The organism is Shewanella sp. ZOR0012 (assembly GCF_000798835.1).
Lineage (GTDB): Bacteria > Pseudomonadota > Gammaproteobacteria > Enterobacterales > Shewanellaceae > Shewanella > Shewanella xiamenensis.
Genome location: NZ_JTLE01000094.1, coordinates 4493594 through 4508963, shown reverse-complemented (window position 1 = coordinate 4508963; position 15370 = coordinate 4493594). Strand labels below are relative to the sequence as shown.

Annotated in this window: 13 protein-coding genes and 1 pseudogene; 10 read left to right on the top strand and 4 right to left on the bottom strand. The window is 44.3% G+C overall.

The features are described 5' to 3' along the window. Window positions 1-246 precede the first annotated feature (246 nt). The gene (locus L976_RS21415; protein ID WP_037414617.1) at window positions 247-1539 is read left to right on the top strand and encodes an HAAAP family serine/threonine permease; all 1293 of its coding nucleotides are present in this window, start codon (window positions 247-249) and stop codon (window positions 1537-1539) included. Window positions 1540-1597: 58 nt separating this feature from the next. On the opposite strand, the gene L976_RS21410 is transcribed toward L976_RS21415, so the two are convergent. Continuing rightward, window positions 1598-2041, bottom strand: a complete 444-nt coding sequence (locus L976_RS21410) for a GNAT family N-acetyltransferase (RefSeq protein WP_047539879.1) — start codon at window positions 2039-2041, stop codon at window positions 1598-1600. 218 nt (window positions 2042-2259) lie between these two features. Here L976_RS21410 and L976_RS21405 point away from each other — a divergent pair, with 218 nt between their 5' ends. Both L976_RS21405 and L976_RS21400 read left to right on the top strand, forming a co-directional pair. Further along, complete coding sequence (locus tag L976_RS21405) at window positions 2260-2556, top strand: DUF4234 domain-containing protein (protein WP_047539877.1); 297 nt, start codon at window positions 2260-2262, stop codon at window positions 2554-2556. A 162-nt stretch (window positions 2557-2718) separates the two neighbouring features. Further along, window positions 2719-4041, top strand: a complete 1323-nt coding sequence (locus L976_RS21400; RefSeq protein ID WP_037414623.1) for a dicarboxylate/amino acid:cation symporter — start codon at window positions 2719-2721, stop codon at window positions 4039-4041. 68 nt (window positions 4042-4109) lie between these two features. Here L976_RS21400 and L976_RS21395 read toward each other — a convergent pair whose 3' ends face one another. After that, window positions 4110-4526, bottom strand: coding sequence for an META domain-containing protein (locus L976_RS21395; RefSeq protein ID WP_047539874.1), 417 nt, complete (start codon window positions 4524-4526; stop codon window positions 4110-4112). A gap of 70 nt (window positions 4527-4596) precedes the next feature. On the opposite strand from L976_RS21395, the gene L976_RS21390 reads away from it, so the two are divergent. Beyond that, a complete protein-coding gene (locus L976_RS21390; RefSeq protein ID WP_047539871.1) occupies window positions 4597-4827 on the top strand; it encodes a hypothetical protein in 231 nt (76 codons plus the stop codon). A 15-nt stretch (window positions 4828-4842) separates the two neighbouring features. Here L976_RS21390 and L976_RS21385 read toward each other — a convergent pair. Beyond that, window positions 4843-5856: pseudogene (locus L976_RS21385) on the bottom strand (GGDEF domain-containing protein). 153 nt (window positions 5857-6009) lie between these two features. Here L976_RS21385 and L976_RS21380 point away from each other — a divergent pair. The 4 genes from L976_RS21380 (at window position 6010) to L976_RS21365 (ending at window position 10337) form a co-directional block, all read left to right on the top strand. Continuing rightward, a complete protein-coding gene (locus L976_RS21380) occupies window positions 6010-6570 on the top strand; it encodes a GNAT family N-acetyltransferase (RefSeq protein ID WP_047540875.1) in 561 nt (186 codons plus the stop codon). A 125-nt stretch (window positions 6571-6695) separates the two neighbouring features. Further along, window positions 6696-8708, top strand: coding sequence for an EAL domain-containing protein (locus L976_RS21375; protein WP_231570533.1), 2013 nt, complete (start codon window positions 6696-6698; stop codon window positions 8706-8708). After that, window positions 8701-9042 (top strand): hypothetical protein, encoded by a 342-nt coding sequence (locus L976_RS21370; protein WP_081990974.1) that lies wholly within the window; start codon window positions 8701-8703, stop codon window positions 9040-9042. Before L976_RS21375 ends, L976_RS21370 begins: the two co-directional genes overlap by 8 nt. Window positions 9043-9365: 323 nt before the next feature. Beyond that, window positions 9366-10337 (top strand): GGDEF domain-containing protein, encoded by a 972-nt coding sequence (locus tag L976_RS21365; RefSeq protein WP_231570532.1) that lies wholly within the window; start codon window positions 9366-9368, stop codon window positions 10335-10337. 150 nt (window positions 10338-10487) lie between these two features. On the opposite strand, the gene metK is transcribed toward L976_RS21365, so the two are convergent. After that, the gene (metK, locus tag L976_RS21360; protein ID WP_037414745.1) at window positions 10488-11639 is read right to left on the bottom strand and encodes a methionine adenosyltransferase; all 1152 of its coding nucleotides are present in this window, start codon (window positions 11637-11639) and stop codon (window positions 10488-10490) included. Between the two features lie 476 nt (window positions 11640-12115). Between metK and tkt the strand changes: the two genes are divergently transcribed. Together tkt and epd are read left to right on the top strand one after the other, a co-directional pair. Continuing rightward, entirely contained in the window at window positions 12116-14110 is a 1995-nt protein-coding gene (tkt, locus tag L976_RS21355; RefSeq protein ID WP_047539865.1) for a transketolase, read from the top strand. Between the two features lie 128 nt (window positions 14111-14238). Further along, the gene (epd, locus tag L976_RS21350; RefSeq protein WP_037429458.1) at window positions 14239-15255 is read left to right on the top strand and encodes an erythrose-4-phosphate dehydrogenase; all 1017 of its coding nucleotides are present in this window, start codon (window positions 14239-14241) and stop codon (window positions 15253-15255) included. Window positions 15256-15370 lie beyond the last annotated feature (115 nt).

Below are 15370 nucleotides of genomic sequence, written 5' to 3'. Positions count from 1 at the left end.
TCGACGACAGAGTAATGTCGCCATTTAGGCTTAAGGGTAAATTTACTGTACTTTCTTGGTGATTAATTGTGATCACTTTGATGCGCTATTGAAAATTTATTACATAAATTCATAGATCTAGATCTCAATCCCAGCTTTATTTGAAATTCCATTACTTAAAATGGTTTTAGATCAACTTTTGCTTAAGCTTTTTCGCTATCCTTACGCCGAATTTTTTATGCGGTTTCACCGTAAGGTAATTTTACTATGCAAAAAGATGCGATCAGTGTTTTAGAAACACCTCAAAGCACGCAAGAAAGCACAACAAGACGCTTACCTTGGACGCGCCAAGATACTACTTGGATGCTGAGTTTATTTGGTACCGCTGTGGGGGCGGGCATTCTCTTTCTACCTATCAATGCGGGTATGGGTGGTTTTTGGCCCTTAGTCTTGATGGCCATTATCATCGGACCTATGACCTATTTGGCCCACCGTGGTCTTTCACGCTTTGTTTGTTCATCGAGCATTCCTGGCAGTGACATTACCCAAGTGGTTGAAGAACACTTTGGGATTGGCGCGGGCAAGGCGATTACGCTGCTCTATTTTTTAGCGATCTATCCGATTGTGCTGATCTATGGCGTGGGGATCACCAATACTGTTGATAGTTTTATCGTCAACCAATTGGGCATGGCATCACCGCCGCGTTTTCTGCTTTCTGGTATCTTGATTTTCGGCATGATGGCCGTGATGGTAGCCGGTGAGCAATTTATGTTGAAGGTGACTCAACTGCTGGTGTATCCGCTGGTAGGGATTTTGGCCTTTATGTCTTTGTATCTTATTCCTGAATGGAAAATGGATGCACTGCAAGTTGTGCCTGAAACTGGCGCCTTTTTAGGCACAGTATGGCTAACCATCCCTGTACTGGTGTTTGCCTTTAACCATTCTCCGGCGATTTCGCAATTTTCGGTTTCCCTTAAGCGCGACCATGGCGGCAATGCCGCACGTAAGGCCGATGTGATCCTGCGTAATACGTCGATGATGTTAGTCGGCTTTGTGATGCTATTTGTGTTCTCCTGCGTGTTGTCATTGTCGCCTGAACAATTGGCCGAAGCGAAGGCAAAGAACCTGCCGATTTTGTCCTATTTAGCAAACGTGCATGATAGCGGTTTTGTCAGTTATTTCGGGCCTTTCATTGCCTTTATCGCGATTGTTTCTTCCTTCTTTGGTCACTATATGGGCGCAACTGAAGGTATGAAGGGCATTATTGTTAAGCAATTACGCTCAAGCAATAAGCAAGTCTGTGACAATAAACTGAACAAGTTTATCCTCGTGTTTATGTTTGCCACCATTTGGGGCGTTGCGATTAAAAACCCAAGTATTCTGGGAATGATTGAGGCGCTAGGCGGCCCAGTGATTGCGGCGATTTTGTACTTAATGCCAATGTATGCTGTGTATAAAGTGCCGGCACTAAAAGCTTATCGTCACCGTATCAGCAATGTGTTTGTGGTGATTGCGGGTTTACTGGCGATGACGGCGATTCTATTTGGTCTACTCAGTTAAGACTGAGATACATAAGCGGTTTAAATGAAAGGATCGAGCATTGCTCGATCCTTTTTTATTACTTTTCTTCGTACATTAGATAGTAACTTTGCTTCATCCCTAAGGCTTGGTAGGTTTGCTGGGCTGCGAGGTTTTCCTGCTCGACATATAAACGGAAGCTGGCGGCGCCACCATTGGCCTCGGCCAATTGTTTTACCTCAGCATAGAGCTTGCCATAAATCCCCTGACGGCGATTTTGCGGGCGAATATATACGCTCTGGATCCAGTAGTAATCTTTGGCTCGCCAGTCGCTCCACTCGAAGGTAACCATCAGCGAGCCGACAATTTCGGCATCGATTTCAGCCACCAGATAAAAGCCTTTTTCGGGATGATTAAGTAGGGTATTGACGCCTTTGATAAGCGTGGTTTCATCTAAGGCAAGACCTTCAGTCTCTTGCGCCATTGCCTGATTAAATTGGACTAGGGCGCTAAGATCTTGCACTTTAGCTTTACGGATCAACATTTAACAACTCCTCGGCGGTTAATGGCATTTACCGCTCTTGTGTTTGGGATGACGCTGATGTATCGGGATGAGTTAGGCATACACTGTAGCACGGAACCCCCCATCAGAACGAGTGAGCACAGATCCCTATTGCCCTTTAATTGCGGCTAAATTTTGTACGACTAAAGTCTAATCTGCTAGGCTTGAATAAGGTTTTCACTAGCAGAAGTGGCGCGATTATGGGATTCGTTAAATCAACTCGTCGGTTTAAACCAATATTCTTACAACCTTATGATGCTCATAAAGATCTTCAAGTTAACCATGGGATGCACTTTATGCTAACTTTAGTTACCTTTGGCTTATGGGGGCTGGTTTGGTGGTATTTGATCCTAAAATCTCAGGGGGAAAATCAGTCACTCTTTAGCGGTTTCGATGATGACTATTGGAGCTACCTTATTGAGCGGGAGCAGCCGCCTGCATCGTTGTATCGTCAACGTTTTGCTCCGTCAGACAATACGGCGCAATTCGAGGCCTAAGCCATGCTTTAGCTGGATTTTGCCGCGGTTGATATCAACGTGATATAGATCATCCTTAAAGTTTTATTGCTTATGGTAGACTCGGCGGCTGGCTAATTGAAGGTTAGTCCCGCCAAGGATAAGGCTTTGCCCTATCATCATTTCAAATTCAAGGTTATAAACATGTCAAAACAAAGGTCATCAGCCTTAGGCCGGATCTGGTCTGCTTGGATGTCAGTGCCCCTGTGGCTACAAATTTTCGTTGGTATGGTGCTCGGGATTCTGGTGGGGGTCACTTTAGGCGAGCAAGCTTCCTACCTAAAACCTATTGGCACGCTGTTTGTGAATACCATCAAAATGCTGATTGTGCCTTTAGTCTTTTGTTCCTTGATTGTTGGTGTCACCTCAATGGAAGATACCGCCAAAATGGGCCGGATTGGTTTTAAATCCTTTGCGTTTTATCTCTGTACGACGGCGATTGCGATAAGCCTAGGCTTAGTGGTGGGCTATGTGATTCAACCTGGTGCGGGTGTTCCTTTGTTGCAACACGAGGCGGTAAGTACGGCCAAAGAAGTACCCTCGGTGATGCAAACGCTGATTGATATAGTGCCCACCAACCCTGTCGCTGCATTGGCGAGTGGCCAGATCCTACAAGTCATTGTGTTTGCCGTGGCACTTGGGATTGCATTGGTATTGATTGGCGACCATGGCAAACCTGCGATTAAGGTGTTTGAGAGCCTTGCTGAGGCCATGTACAAGTTGACCGATATGGTGATGAAGCTTGCGCCCTATGGTGTGTTTGGTCTGATGGCATGGGTTGCGGGTGAGTATGGCATCGACATGCTATGGCCACTGATTAAAGTCATTATTGCCGTTTATATTGGCTGTATTATCCATGTGTTAGGTTTCTACAGCATAGTGCTGCGCCTATTTGCCAAGCTTAATCCGTTGCATTTTTTCAAGGGGATCAGCAATGCGATGGCGGTGGCATTTACCACCTCAAGTTCGGCAGGCACTTTACCTGCAAGTATGAAATGTGCGAGCGAATATCTTGGGGTAAACAAGAAGATCTCCAGTTTCGTATTGCCCTTAGGCACCACCATCAATATGGATGGTACAGCCCTATACCAAGGCGTGACCGCGCTTTTTGTGGCGCAGGCCTTTGGGATTGATTTAACGTGGGTCGACTATCTAACGATTATTTTAACCGCGACGTTAGCCTCAATCGGCACCGCGGGGGTACCGGGCGCAGGCTTAGTGATGTTGACTCTAGTGCTCTCGACAGTGGGCTTACCCTTAGAAGGTGTAGCCTTGATTGCGGGGATTGACCGCATTTTGGATATGGCGCGAACTGTTGTGAACGTCTCTGGTGACTTAGTGGCGACGACCGTAATTGCCAAATCAGAAGATGAGCTTGACGTTGAGCATTACAATGCTGATATGGTGCAAAGCGCCGTGATTGCAGAGCAAAATGCCGCAAACGAAAGTGCTGCGACTAAGAGTTAATCGATCGAGTTAAGATTTGATTCGAATAAAAAACCGCCAATCGGCGGTTTTTTATTATCGATACACTTTTATTTCAGTTGGGTTAACACTAAAACAGGTTTATCGTCGCTGCTGAGTAATGTCAGACGTCCTTGCACTAATTTGGCTTTAGCGACCAGTGGTAGTGCTTGCATGACTTTATGCTCTTGCTGCATCAATGAATCGACACAGGCTTTCATGGTGCTGCCACCAGGGATGATTTTCAACTCCTGTCCTTGCTGGTTATATTGGCCAAAAAAGTTATTGCAGCTGTTATTGCCTGAAAGCTTACCTTCAGCATCGAAGGTGATTTGAGCTGGGCTGTAATCAACAGTCGGTTGTCCTTGGACTGCTTCAATATGCCAGCTTCCCTGTAATGACACTGTGTCTTGATGGGCGACGTCAGTACTCTGACAAGCCGTTAAGCCAAAAAGTAATGCGCTTAATAGAAATGTTTGTTTTAACATTGTCTCAGTTCCTTTTTCGATATTCATGGCAATAGTGTACAAGTTTAGCGAGAGATAAAAAGAGGTTTATATGCAAGATAGCATTAAAAGCACTATGAATTTGTTGAAGTTTTTACATTGGTTAGGGGTTTTGATGTTAGTTTGTGGACTTGGGCTTTATATGTTGACTCAATGGAGTCTAGAAATCAGTGGGATGTTATTGATCGCAAGCTTAATTGGCTTAGGCTTAGTGTTGATGTCACCTTATCCTGTGGTGTTATTTATCCAATGGGCGAAGCGTCAGGATGAGTTGCCAAAATAATAGCGTTTGCGACTTTTACAACTCGGCCGAGTCTGCAGCGGGGTTGTTATAAAGCTCGGCATTGATCCCTTTTGCCTGATTACTGCTCGATTGTGTTGGCTCTTACAACATAGATTTTAGTTTACAGCGAGCATCTTCCATCATGGGCGCTAACTTAGCCGTCGATTCAGGGGTAAAGAAACTGTAACTGGAATCGAGTTTAAGGTGATGATTTTGCTGTTCTAATTGTTTTTCGACCCGCTTTATAATGTGCAATATATCGCGTTCGCTATCGACAAAGGCTAACACCACAAACTGAGTCGCGCTGAAATGGGCTGCAACATCGGCTGTGCGAATGGTATCTTGAACCAAATTACCGAGGAGCCTGTGATGTTTCTCTTCTAAGCGTTTTTCCGGCGAGTCAGCTTCAATCAATTCGAAGAAAAGAATCCCCGCATGGGCGCCAAAGCGTCGTCCAAGATTGAGTTGCCTAGGAGCCATCATCATAAAGCCGTAATGGTTGAGCATGCCGGTCTCTTGATCGCGCATTGATAGCGATTCGATTCTATGGTTTTGACATAACAGGGATAATTCCTGCTGAAGCAGGATTTGGAAAGGTTCAAGCATGGCGCTGTTGCTTAAAGGATCGGCCATATGGGGATTTAACACGCATAGTGAACCAAATTGACTGCCATCTGGCCATGCAATGGGGCGGGACAGAATGTATTGAATTCCGTCAAAATCTCTTGGAAGTTCATCGAGCATAAAGCGGCTTAAATTGAGATAATCTCCGTCTATGTTGCTATTTTTTAATGCTTCAAAGAGCGGGAAGTTATTTGGAAAAAGCGTGCCAGAAGTAAAAAGCGGCGTTTCGCTGACAGAACTGACGATCACTTCAAAACCCGATTGCGTTATCTGTAATACAAACACGTGGGTAGCGCTGTAGTAACTTTTTATTAATTCGCATTGTTGCATCCAACGACCTAAATTGACTTGAAGTAGATCGTTGTCAAGCACACTGATTTGGGAATTGATAGTCTCTGGCAGCATAAAATGGCGAGTGAATGACCTACAATTCAATAAGTGTGGGAAACAATAGCGTTATTAGCAAATTTTTTCCTAAAAAATAAAGTCTTTAGCATTTATTTAAGTATACTGACGCGCTTAAAATCTAGTGATAAGCTCAACTTGGACATACCTCTGATGCAAACGCGATTAGCAACTAAACAAGATGTTGATATATTGGCCGCGTTAGAGCGCCAGCATCTCAATGATGAGTTAATGTCTAATGGTGTCAATTTGGAAGGGCAAGCATTTAATCGTAATGAATTAACTCAGCTAATTGATAAGCATTGGATTGTGGTCGCTGAAATTAACGGACGCATTATAGGTTATGTGATTGCGGGACGTTGGTCGTTTTTTGAGATCTGGCCAATTTATCGCAATTTGTTGAAAAGATTGAATCGAATCAATGGCGATGGTCCTCAATTAACGGTGCAAAACAGCTGCCAATACGGTCCTATCTGGGTTGATAAAGCATATCGTGGCCAAGGCGTTTTTGAGGCACTTGTTACTCGCATTTACCGAGAAGTTGCGCCTAGTTTTACTTATCTGGTGACGTTTATAGCTGATGAAAATGAGCGTTCTTTGGCGGCGCATACTCGTAAAGCTAAAATGCAAGTTGCAGATTTTTTTACTTTTTCTGATAGGGATTATTATATTATGAGCGTTGATATTCGCTCATATGCACTCGCTCATCGTTAACTCGTTTTCCCGCCATATGTTACGTTGTTCTGCTTTCAAAAATCAGTATTTTTTAGGTTGATTGTGTCCTAAAAGATTGATCGACTATGTTTTATTAAATAGTTGTCAATAATAACCCTGATATCATGTTTGAACTTCGAAATTTTCTGGACAGAAGTTTTCTTATCTCTGTACGTGAGTCCTTCATCGCGTTATTGCCGTTTATTCTTGTAAACTCACTACTATCACTGGTTATAGCGTTATTAAGTAGTTGGATCCCGGAATGGCAAACAACGGCATTTTTTTATGGCTTAACATTTTTTTCTGTGCAGCTTGCAAAGATATTTCCGTTGCTTGCGCTTATTTCTCTTTCCTTCCATTTTGCCAAATATCTTCAGCTTTCAGCGATTGTTGTGTGCTCAATCTCCTTTAGCATCTTACTGGCTTTGCATGTGCCAACCACAGAGGAAGTACTTAGCATTGATTATGTTGATGTGGTTTTAGGTGATCCTCGGGTGGTTTTATTACCGATTTTAACGGCATATCTATTGCGCATATTGGTTACTTGGCGATGGCTAGACTTAGTAAAAGGAAAAGCATTGAGTCGATACTTAAAACAGCATCTGAATATTTTTTTGCCAGTAGTTATTTGTTTTATGGTTATATTGATGCTTGTTACTGAAGCATCTGCCTTACTTAGCTGGTTTTTTTCGCCACTAATTGATACTTTGCAAACCGCTAGTATTGGGATCCAATTGTTTATCCGTATTTTATTAACCCATGTGCTCTGGAGCTTCGGAGTGCACGGTGATAATGCATATCTACTATTAATTGGTGTCGATAATGGCTTGACTGAGGTTGTACCTAATCTAACTGCTAGTCAATTTATGGATTTGTTTATTCTTTACGGTGGCAGCGGGGCAACTTTATCGCTCATTATTGCTATTTTCATTAGTTCTAAAGACAGTGCAACACGCCATATTGCTAAGATTGCAACACCCTTTGCATTTTTCAATATCAATGAAATATTAATTTATGGTTTACCTATTATTTTCAACCCTAGATTATTATTGCCATTTATACTCTCGCCCATAGTGAATTTTATATTGGCCTATAGCGCCATCAGTATAGGTATTCTAGAATTTGATGCTCATAGCTTTCCTTGGATAACACCTCCATTTATTAATGCTTATATGGCGAGTGGGCATTTTAGTGCTGTAATATTTCAATGCTTTTTGATAGCTATCGGTGTGTTGATTTATCTACCATTTGTACAGCGATTTTCTTTAATGAGTGAACACTATGAGTTCGATCGTGAGCTTATCAAAAGGATTCAATTTCAAGCAGATATTGAGCTGATGAATGAAACACATTATCTAAAAAAACAGTCAGAGTCTTTAAAGGCTGAAATTAATTTAGAGAAAACCATCAAAGAGGTGTTAGCCGGTGAATTACAGCTTCACTATCAACCTAAGATTGCTTTAATTGATGGTAAAGTGGTTGGATTTGAGGCGCTTATTCGTCTTCGGGATGAGTATGGGGCCTTAAAAGGCCCTTATTTTATTGATGCGTTTCAACGTGCGGGCTATTCCCACATTATTGATCGTTTTGTAATTAATACCGTTGCAGAAGATCTTGCTCGTTGGGCATTAGAGGGCTTTTTTCCTAAGGTCAGTATCAATATTGACCCCAATAACATCACTGATAGTCAATTATTAGCGATTATGAATGATAGATTAGGTAGTGTTGCTCATCAGGTCGAAATTGAGATGTTAGAATCGGCATTCATGTTGGATCTAAGCCGCATTGATAGCTGTATCAAACAGCTTAAGCAGTGTGGTTTCCGTTTTTGGTTGGATGATTTTGGTACTGGGTTTTCGAGTTTAAGTCTACTGAGTCGAATCAATGTCGATGGTATTAAGCTAGATCGCAGTATTCTCGCCAATGCCAGTGAGCCTAAAGGTCGTACTTTATATCTGCAAATTTGCAAACTTTGTAGTAGTTTAGGTTTTAGCTTAACAGCTGAGGGTGTTGAAACCTGTGTTGAAGCCGAGTTTGTAAAAGAAGCTGGTGTTGCTTATGTGCAAGGTTGGTTATATGCCAAGGCAATGCCAGGACCCGATGCTAAAGCCTTTTGGTTGGAGATAAATGGTGAGTAAATCCTTGGTCAATATCTTGTTGACTAACTATGCCCAGACTAGTTTATCGGCGTGGGACAACCTGCGCGTATTATTATCCGAGTGTGCCTTGCAGCAATGTGAGGCCCGAGGATTTGAAGTCGATTGCGAAGATAGTCGCCCCCATTATTGGTTACAGATTGAAGATTGTTGGCTCGATTGCGGCCGCACCAATGCTTACAGTGCGGCTATAGTATGTTTAACGCCTGAGGTCGTTCAAGGTGCAAGGATAATTGGCGAACAAGAGTGTGCACTGTTATCCGCCGCGCAGATAAACCTGCTGTGTATGCAAAACGCTCATTTTGACCACTGCTAAAACATAAACAATTCTGATATTCCTTAGAATAATAAATTCTGCAGTGGCTTTGTGTTTCTTATTTCGCCAAACGAGGGATTACGACACGTCATGCACTTTGCACAGCATAACATCGCGCCTAATTGTTATAAAAGTGGAAACGTCAACACGCCCTAATAATGGTAAACTTAGTTACTTAGTGTTCTTGATAATAACTTGCTCATTTGTTCATTAGTATTAAGTTATTTAGTACCTCTTTTTGAGTATTTATTCTTGGCGTATTGGGATTTGGCTGCTTTACTTAACCTACTTATTTATCAAATTTGTATTGTTTTTAGCGCGGGATGTACACTGCCATGGTGGATGATGATTGGTGTGATGGATCGTATTTTATCGAACATGCCAAATTTCTGGCTGCTCTTCTAGATTCTCTGGAGGATCAAATTTCGGTAATTGATAGTACAGGTGTCATACAATTTACCAATCTTTCATGGAATCGGTTTGCCGAGCAAAATGGTATGCCGAAGGGCTATAATTGGATTGGGACAAACTATATGAATGTGTGTGCAGGTTCTGATGAGCCGCTTGCACTAACCGCATTTGAGGGTATTCGCCGAGTTATTCAGCATGACCAAGAGCGATTTTCTATGGAGTACCCTTGCCATAGTCCTGATATCTTAAGATATTTTCTGATGCGAGTCGTCTCAGTTCAAGGCCAAGGCGTTGAACCCGGTTATTACGTTATTTCCCATGCCAATATTACTGAGCGTAAACTACTGGAGCTAGAGATAGCGGATTTATCTGAACACGATGCATTAACTGGCTTAGCTAATAGGCGGTTATTTAGTCGTTTTTTGCACAACGAGTGGCGTCGAAGTCAGCGAGAGCAAACCCCGCTTTCCCTTCTTATGCTGGATTTGGATAATTTCAAGGCATGTAATGATCACCTTGGCCATCAGATGGGGGATGATTCGTTACAGATGGTGGGAAGAGTGTTGAAGTCTTTCTGCCAACGTCCTGCTGACTTACCTTGCCGGTTTGGGGGAGACGAGTTTGCGTTAATCCTAGGCAATACGGATAGAGAAAATGCTCAACAGATTGCTGAGAAGATCTGTCAAGCAATTAAAGCATTGGATATTGTTATCGAGGGAGATACTCGATTGAGTGCGAGTGTTGGGGTTGCGACTCTCTGTGCAGGAATTCGTGATTCTGAAACTCTGTTACTTAGTGCAGCCGATGCGGCGTTATATGTTGCTAAGCGGGCTGGTAAAGACTGTTGCCATGGTGTGCATTTAGAGCCTTGTTTTACGGAATAATAGGAAGATAGTCTCAATACTAGACTCGTCACCTAATATTCGATTGTACTTATCATTTTAAAAAGTTAAAGGTTGTAACCTTTGTCATTGGTAACAAAAAACCGCCGTTAGGCGGTTTTTTTACAAGCGAAAGCATGGGGATAATGTAGATTATAGACCTGCATCGGCGCGCAGTGCGTCAGCTTTATCCGTCGCTTCCCATGGGAATTCACTGCGACCAAAGTGACCATAAGCGGCAGTCGCTTGATAAATTGGACGAGCTAAGTTCAACATTTCAGTTAGGCCGTATGGGCGCAGGTCGAAGTGTTGACGGACTAACTTGATTAAGACTTCTTCAGATACTTTACCCGTACCGAAAGTCTCAACACTGATAGAAGTCGGTTCAGCTACACCGATAGCGTAAGACACTTGGATCTCACAACGGTCTGCCAGACCTGCTGCTACGATGTTTTTCGCAACGTAACGGGCAGCGTAAGCAGCACTACGGTCAACTTTTGATGGGTCTTTACCAGAGAATGCACCACCACCGTGACGCGCCATACCACCGTAGGTATCCACGATGATCTTACGACCGGTTAAACCACAGTCACCCATTGGACCACCGATAACGAAACGGCCAGTTGGGTTAATGAAGTATTTAGTGTCCTTGCTCAGCCATTGTGCTGGCAGAACTGGTTTGATGATGGTTTCCATCACGCCTTCAATCAAATCCGCTTGGGCGATATCAGGGCTGTGTTGGGTAGACAGTACGATCGCATCGATACCAACAATCTTGTTGTCTTCGTAAGCGAAGGTAACTTGGCTTTTCGCATCTGGGCGTAACCATGGCAGAGTGCCGTTTTTACGCACTTCAGATTGACGCTTCACTAATGCGTGGGCATAAGTAATAGGCGCAGGCATCAGAATGTCAGTTTCGTTGCTGGCATAACCAAACATTAAACCTTGGTCGCCGGCACCTTGCTCTTTTGGATCGGCGCGGTCGACACCTTGGTTGATGTCTGGAGACTGTTTACCAATCGCGTTTAATACGGCGCAAGAATCGGCATCGAAGCCCATATCTGAATGGATATAACCAATTTCACGAACCGTTTTACGGGTCAGCTCTTCAATATCAACCCAGGCAGAGGTGGTCACTTCGCCACCTACTAATACCATGCCAGTTTTGACATACGTTTCGCACGCGACACGTGCTTTGGGATCTTGGGCCAGAATCGCGTCTAGCACAGCATCAGAAATCTGATCTGCAATTTTATCGGGATGACCTTCTGAGACCGACTCAGAAGTAAACAAGTGCTTTGCCATAGTAGGAAAATCTCGTTGTTAGCAATCAAACGTGTAGAAGCATCTACATCTAGACGGCTATTTTAGTGGAATTTCATCGCCATGACACCCCCAAAGCTAAATATTTCTGTACTTAGTGAGGTAAATCTCAGCTTTAAAATTTGAACTAAAAAGCATGTTAGTCATTTAACTGATTGAAAATAATTAATTAAAAGTGTTTAAAATCCATCTAATTCCGTTAAGGATACGCGGCGGCATTTCCTCTTTTCCACCGAGACGAGCTTTGGGGGAAATTGTACAGAGTATTGTCATAGCGACTTAAACTACGAATCATTGGCTTGAATAGTTCATCCTTAAGCCATTTTTTATCGCAAAAAGTTCTATTGGCGATGGTAAGGCGAGATTGTGATGAATTTTCGTTTGCGTCGCTTCGCTATGTAGGGGAAAATATGCGTCCAAATTGCCCGCTAGACCCCACAAATTAAGCAGGAGAGAGCATGTCTTCCCGTAAAGTACTCGCCAACGCAATCCGTGCGTTAAGTATGGATGCAGTTCAAAAAGCAAACTCAGGCCACCCAGGCGCCCCAATGGGCATGGCAGATATTGCTGAAGTGCTGTGGAATGATTTCCTTAAGCACAACCCGAACAATCCGAAATGGGTAGATAGAGACCGCTTTATCCTCTCTAACGGTCACGGCTCTATGCTGATCTACTCTTTATTACACCTCACTGGCTACGATCTGCCAATGGATGAGCTGAAGCAATTCCGCCAGTTACATTCTAAAACCCCAGGTCACCCAGAATATGGTTACACCCCAGGTGTTGAAACCACCACGGGTCCATTAGGTGCGGGGATCAGCAACGCTGTGGGTATGGCGATTGCAGAAAAAACCTTAGCGGCACAGTTTAACCGTGAAGGTCACGAGATTGTTGACCACTACACTTACTGCTTCCTCGGCGATGGCTGCTTGATGGAAGGTATTTCCCACGAAGCGTGTTCTCTGGCTGGTACCTTAGGTTTAGGCAAACTGATCGCATTTTGGGATGACAACGGCATCTCTATCGACGGTCATGTTGAAGGCTGGTTTACCGATGACACGCCAAAACGTTTCGAATCATACGGCTGGCACGTGATTGCTAACGTAGATGGTCACGATAGCGATGCGATTCGCGCTGCTATCGAAGCGGCTAAAGCGGTCACCGACAAACCAACCATGATCTGCTGCAAAACCATTATCGGTTTTGGTTCGCCAAACAAATCTGGCAGCCACGATTGCCACGGCGCGCCATTAGGTGATGCGGAAATCGCCGCAGCCCGTGAATTCTTAGGCTGGCCACATGCGCCATTCGAAATCCCTGCCGATGTATACGCTGGTTGGGATGCTAAAGAAGTGGGAGCTGCCCGTGAAGCGGCATGGAACGATAAGTTTGCCGCTTACGCGAAAGCTTACCCAGAACTGGCAAGCGAATACGAGCGCCGTGTACTGAAAGGTGAATTACCAGCCGATTTCGAAGCCAAAGCACAAGCCTTTATCCAAGAATGCCAAGCCAAAGGCGAAGGTATTGCGAGCCGTAAAGCGTCACAAAACGCGATTGCAGCCTTTGGCGCTATGCTGCCTGAACTGTTAGGCGGCTCAGCAGACTTAGCGGGTTCTAACCTCACCTTGTGGGCAGGTTCTAAAGGGATTCAAGACGATCCAGCGGGTAACTACGTGTACTACGGTGTGCGTGAATTCGGTATGAGCGGCATCATGAACGGTGTGTCTCTGCACGGTGGTTTCATCAACTACGGCGCGACTTTCATGATGTTCATGGAATACGCACGCAACGCTGTACGTATGTCTGCACTGATGGGAATTCAAAACATCTTCGTTTACACCCATGACTCTATCGGTCAAGGTGAAGACGGCCCAACTCACCAACCCGTTGAGCAATTAGCTAACCTGCGTATGACGCCAAACATGGCGGTATGGCGCCCATGTGACGCGGCTGAAACCGCAGTAGCGTGGAAAGCGGCTATCGAACGTCGCCATGCTCCAACATCACTGATCTTCAGCCGTCAAAACCTGAAGGCTCAAGCACGTACTGCTGAGCAATTAGCCAATGTGGCAAAAGGCGCTTACGTACTGCAAGACTGTGCAGGTACACCTGAGTACATTCTGATCGCTACTGGTAGTGAAGTGCAATTGGCGGTAGAAGCTGCTGCGGCCCTGACTGAACAAGGCAAACAAGTTCGCGTGGTATCTATGCCATCAAACACTGAGTTTGATAAGCAAGATGCTGCTTACAAAGAATCTGTACTGCCAAAAGCCGTAACTAAACGTATTGCTATCGAAGCGGCCCATACTGACTTCTGGTACAAGTATGTTGGTTTCGAAGGCACAGTTGTGGGCATGACTACTTTTGGTGAGTCTGCGCCAGGCAACGTGCTGCTGAAGCACTTCGGTTTCACCGTTGAAAATGTGCTGAACGCTGCAAAATCACTAGGCTAATTGTTTAGGTGATGGGATTACCGACAAAAGGTTAAACTTTTGAAAGGTTAATCTGTATAATGCGGCCTGCAATCGTTTGCAGGCCGTTTTTGTATATGCAGTATTGTTAAGAGGAAATAAAGACCTCAATGATCCGAGTCGCAATCAATGGTTATGGTCGTATTGGCCGCTCAATCCTTCGTGCTTTATATGAGTCCGGAAAACGCCAGCAAATCCAAATTGTCGCAATCAATGAGTTGGCTAAGCCTGAAGCCATTGTCCATTTGACCCAGTACGATACTACCCACGGTCGATTTCAGCCCAGAGTCAAATTAGTCGATGATCAGATGCTGATCGGCGATGACGCCATCAAAATTCTCCATGAACCTGATCCAGCCAAGCTACCTTGGCGCGAGATGGACATCGATATCGTCTATGAAGCGACAGGTGCCATTTTAGATCGACAAAGCTGCGAGGCCCATATCCACGCGGGTGCCAAACAAGTCTTAATCAGTCATCCTTCATCGGCCGATGTCGACGGCACAATCGTTTACGGTGTGAATCAAGAATTACTGCGCGCCGAGCATACCGTGGTCTCTAATGCTTCTTGTACCACCAACTGTATCGTGCCTGTGATTGATGTACTGGATAAACACTTTGGCGTGAAAAGTGGCGCGATTACCACCATTCATTCGGCGATGAACGATCAGCAAGTGATTGATGCCTATCATGATGACTTACGCCGCACCCGAGCGGCGGGTCAGTCAATTATCCCTGTTGATACTAAACTTGCCCGCGGTATTGAGCGGATTTTGCCGCACATGAAGGACAAATTTGAGGCGATTTCGGTGCGTGTTCCCACGATCAACGTAACAGCTATCGATCTTTCGGTAACATTAGATAAAACAGTGGATATTGCGACCGTCAATCAAGTGTTAGAATTGGCCGCCAATGGACGATTTAACGGCATCTTAGGCTATACTGACGAGCCGCTGGTATCCTGTGATTTTAACCATGATCCGCGCTCCAGTATTGTCGATGGCACCCAGACTCGAGTAAGCGCTGGGCAGTTAGTCAAATTGCTGCTGTGGTGCGATAACGAGTGGGGCTTTGCCAATCGCATGTTAGATACCAGTTTGGCGATGATTGCAGCTAAACAAAGCTGAAGATAAGAATTGATACCAATGGGTTAAAGCGTAGTGGTCAATTCGACGGGATGTCGAGTGCCGAATCGCCATCTACACTAACCGATTGATGAAAAACCAGTTTGTTTTTTGATTA

Coding starts and splice junctions, on each gene's coding strand:
- L976_RS21415 (WP_037414617.1), top strand. CDS start 247: ATGCAAAAAGATGCGATCAGTGTTTTAGAAACACCTCAAAGCACGCAA.
- L976_RS21410 (WP_047539879.1), bottom strand. CDS start 2,041: ATGTTGATCCGTAAAGCTAAAGTGCAAGATCTTAGCGCCCTAGTCCAA.
- L976_RS21405 (WP_047539877.1), top strand. CDS start 2,260: ATGGGATTCGTTAAATCAACTCGTCGGTTTAAACCAATATTCTTACAA.
- L976_RS21400 (WP_037414623.1), top strand. CDS start 2,719: ATGTCAAAACAAAGGTCATCAGCCTTAGGCCGGATCTGGTCTGCTTGG.
- L976_RS21395 (WP_047539874.1), bottom strand. CDS start 4,526: ATGTTAAAACAAACATTTCTATTAAGCGCATTACTTTTTGGCTTAACG.
- L976_RS21390 (WP_047539871.1), top strand. CDS start 4,597: ATGCAAGATAGCATTAAAAGCACTATGAATTTGTTGAAGTTTTTACAT.
- L976_RS21380 (WP_047540875.1), top strand. CDS start 6,010: ATGCAAACGCGATTAGCAACTAAACAAGATGTTGATATATTGGCCGCG.
- L976_RS21375 (WP_231570533.1), top strand. CDS start 6,696: ATGTTTGAACTTCGAAATTTTCTGGACAGAAGTTTTCTTATCTCTGTA.
- L976_RS21365 (WP_231570532.1), top strand. CDS start 9,366: ATGTACACTGCCATGGTGGATGATGATTGGTGTGATGGATCGTATTTT.
- metK (WP_037414745.1), bottom strand. CDS start 11,639: ATGGCAAAGCACTTGTTTACTTCTGAGTCGGTCTCAGAAGGTCATCCC.
- tkt (WP_047539865.1), top strand. CDS start 12,116: ATGTCTTCCCGTAAAGTACTCGCCAACGCAATCCGTGCGTTAAGTATG.
- epd (WP_037429458.1), top strand. CDS start 14,239: ATGATCCGAGTCGCAATCAATGGTTATGGTCGTATTGGCCGCTCAATC.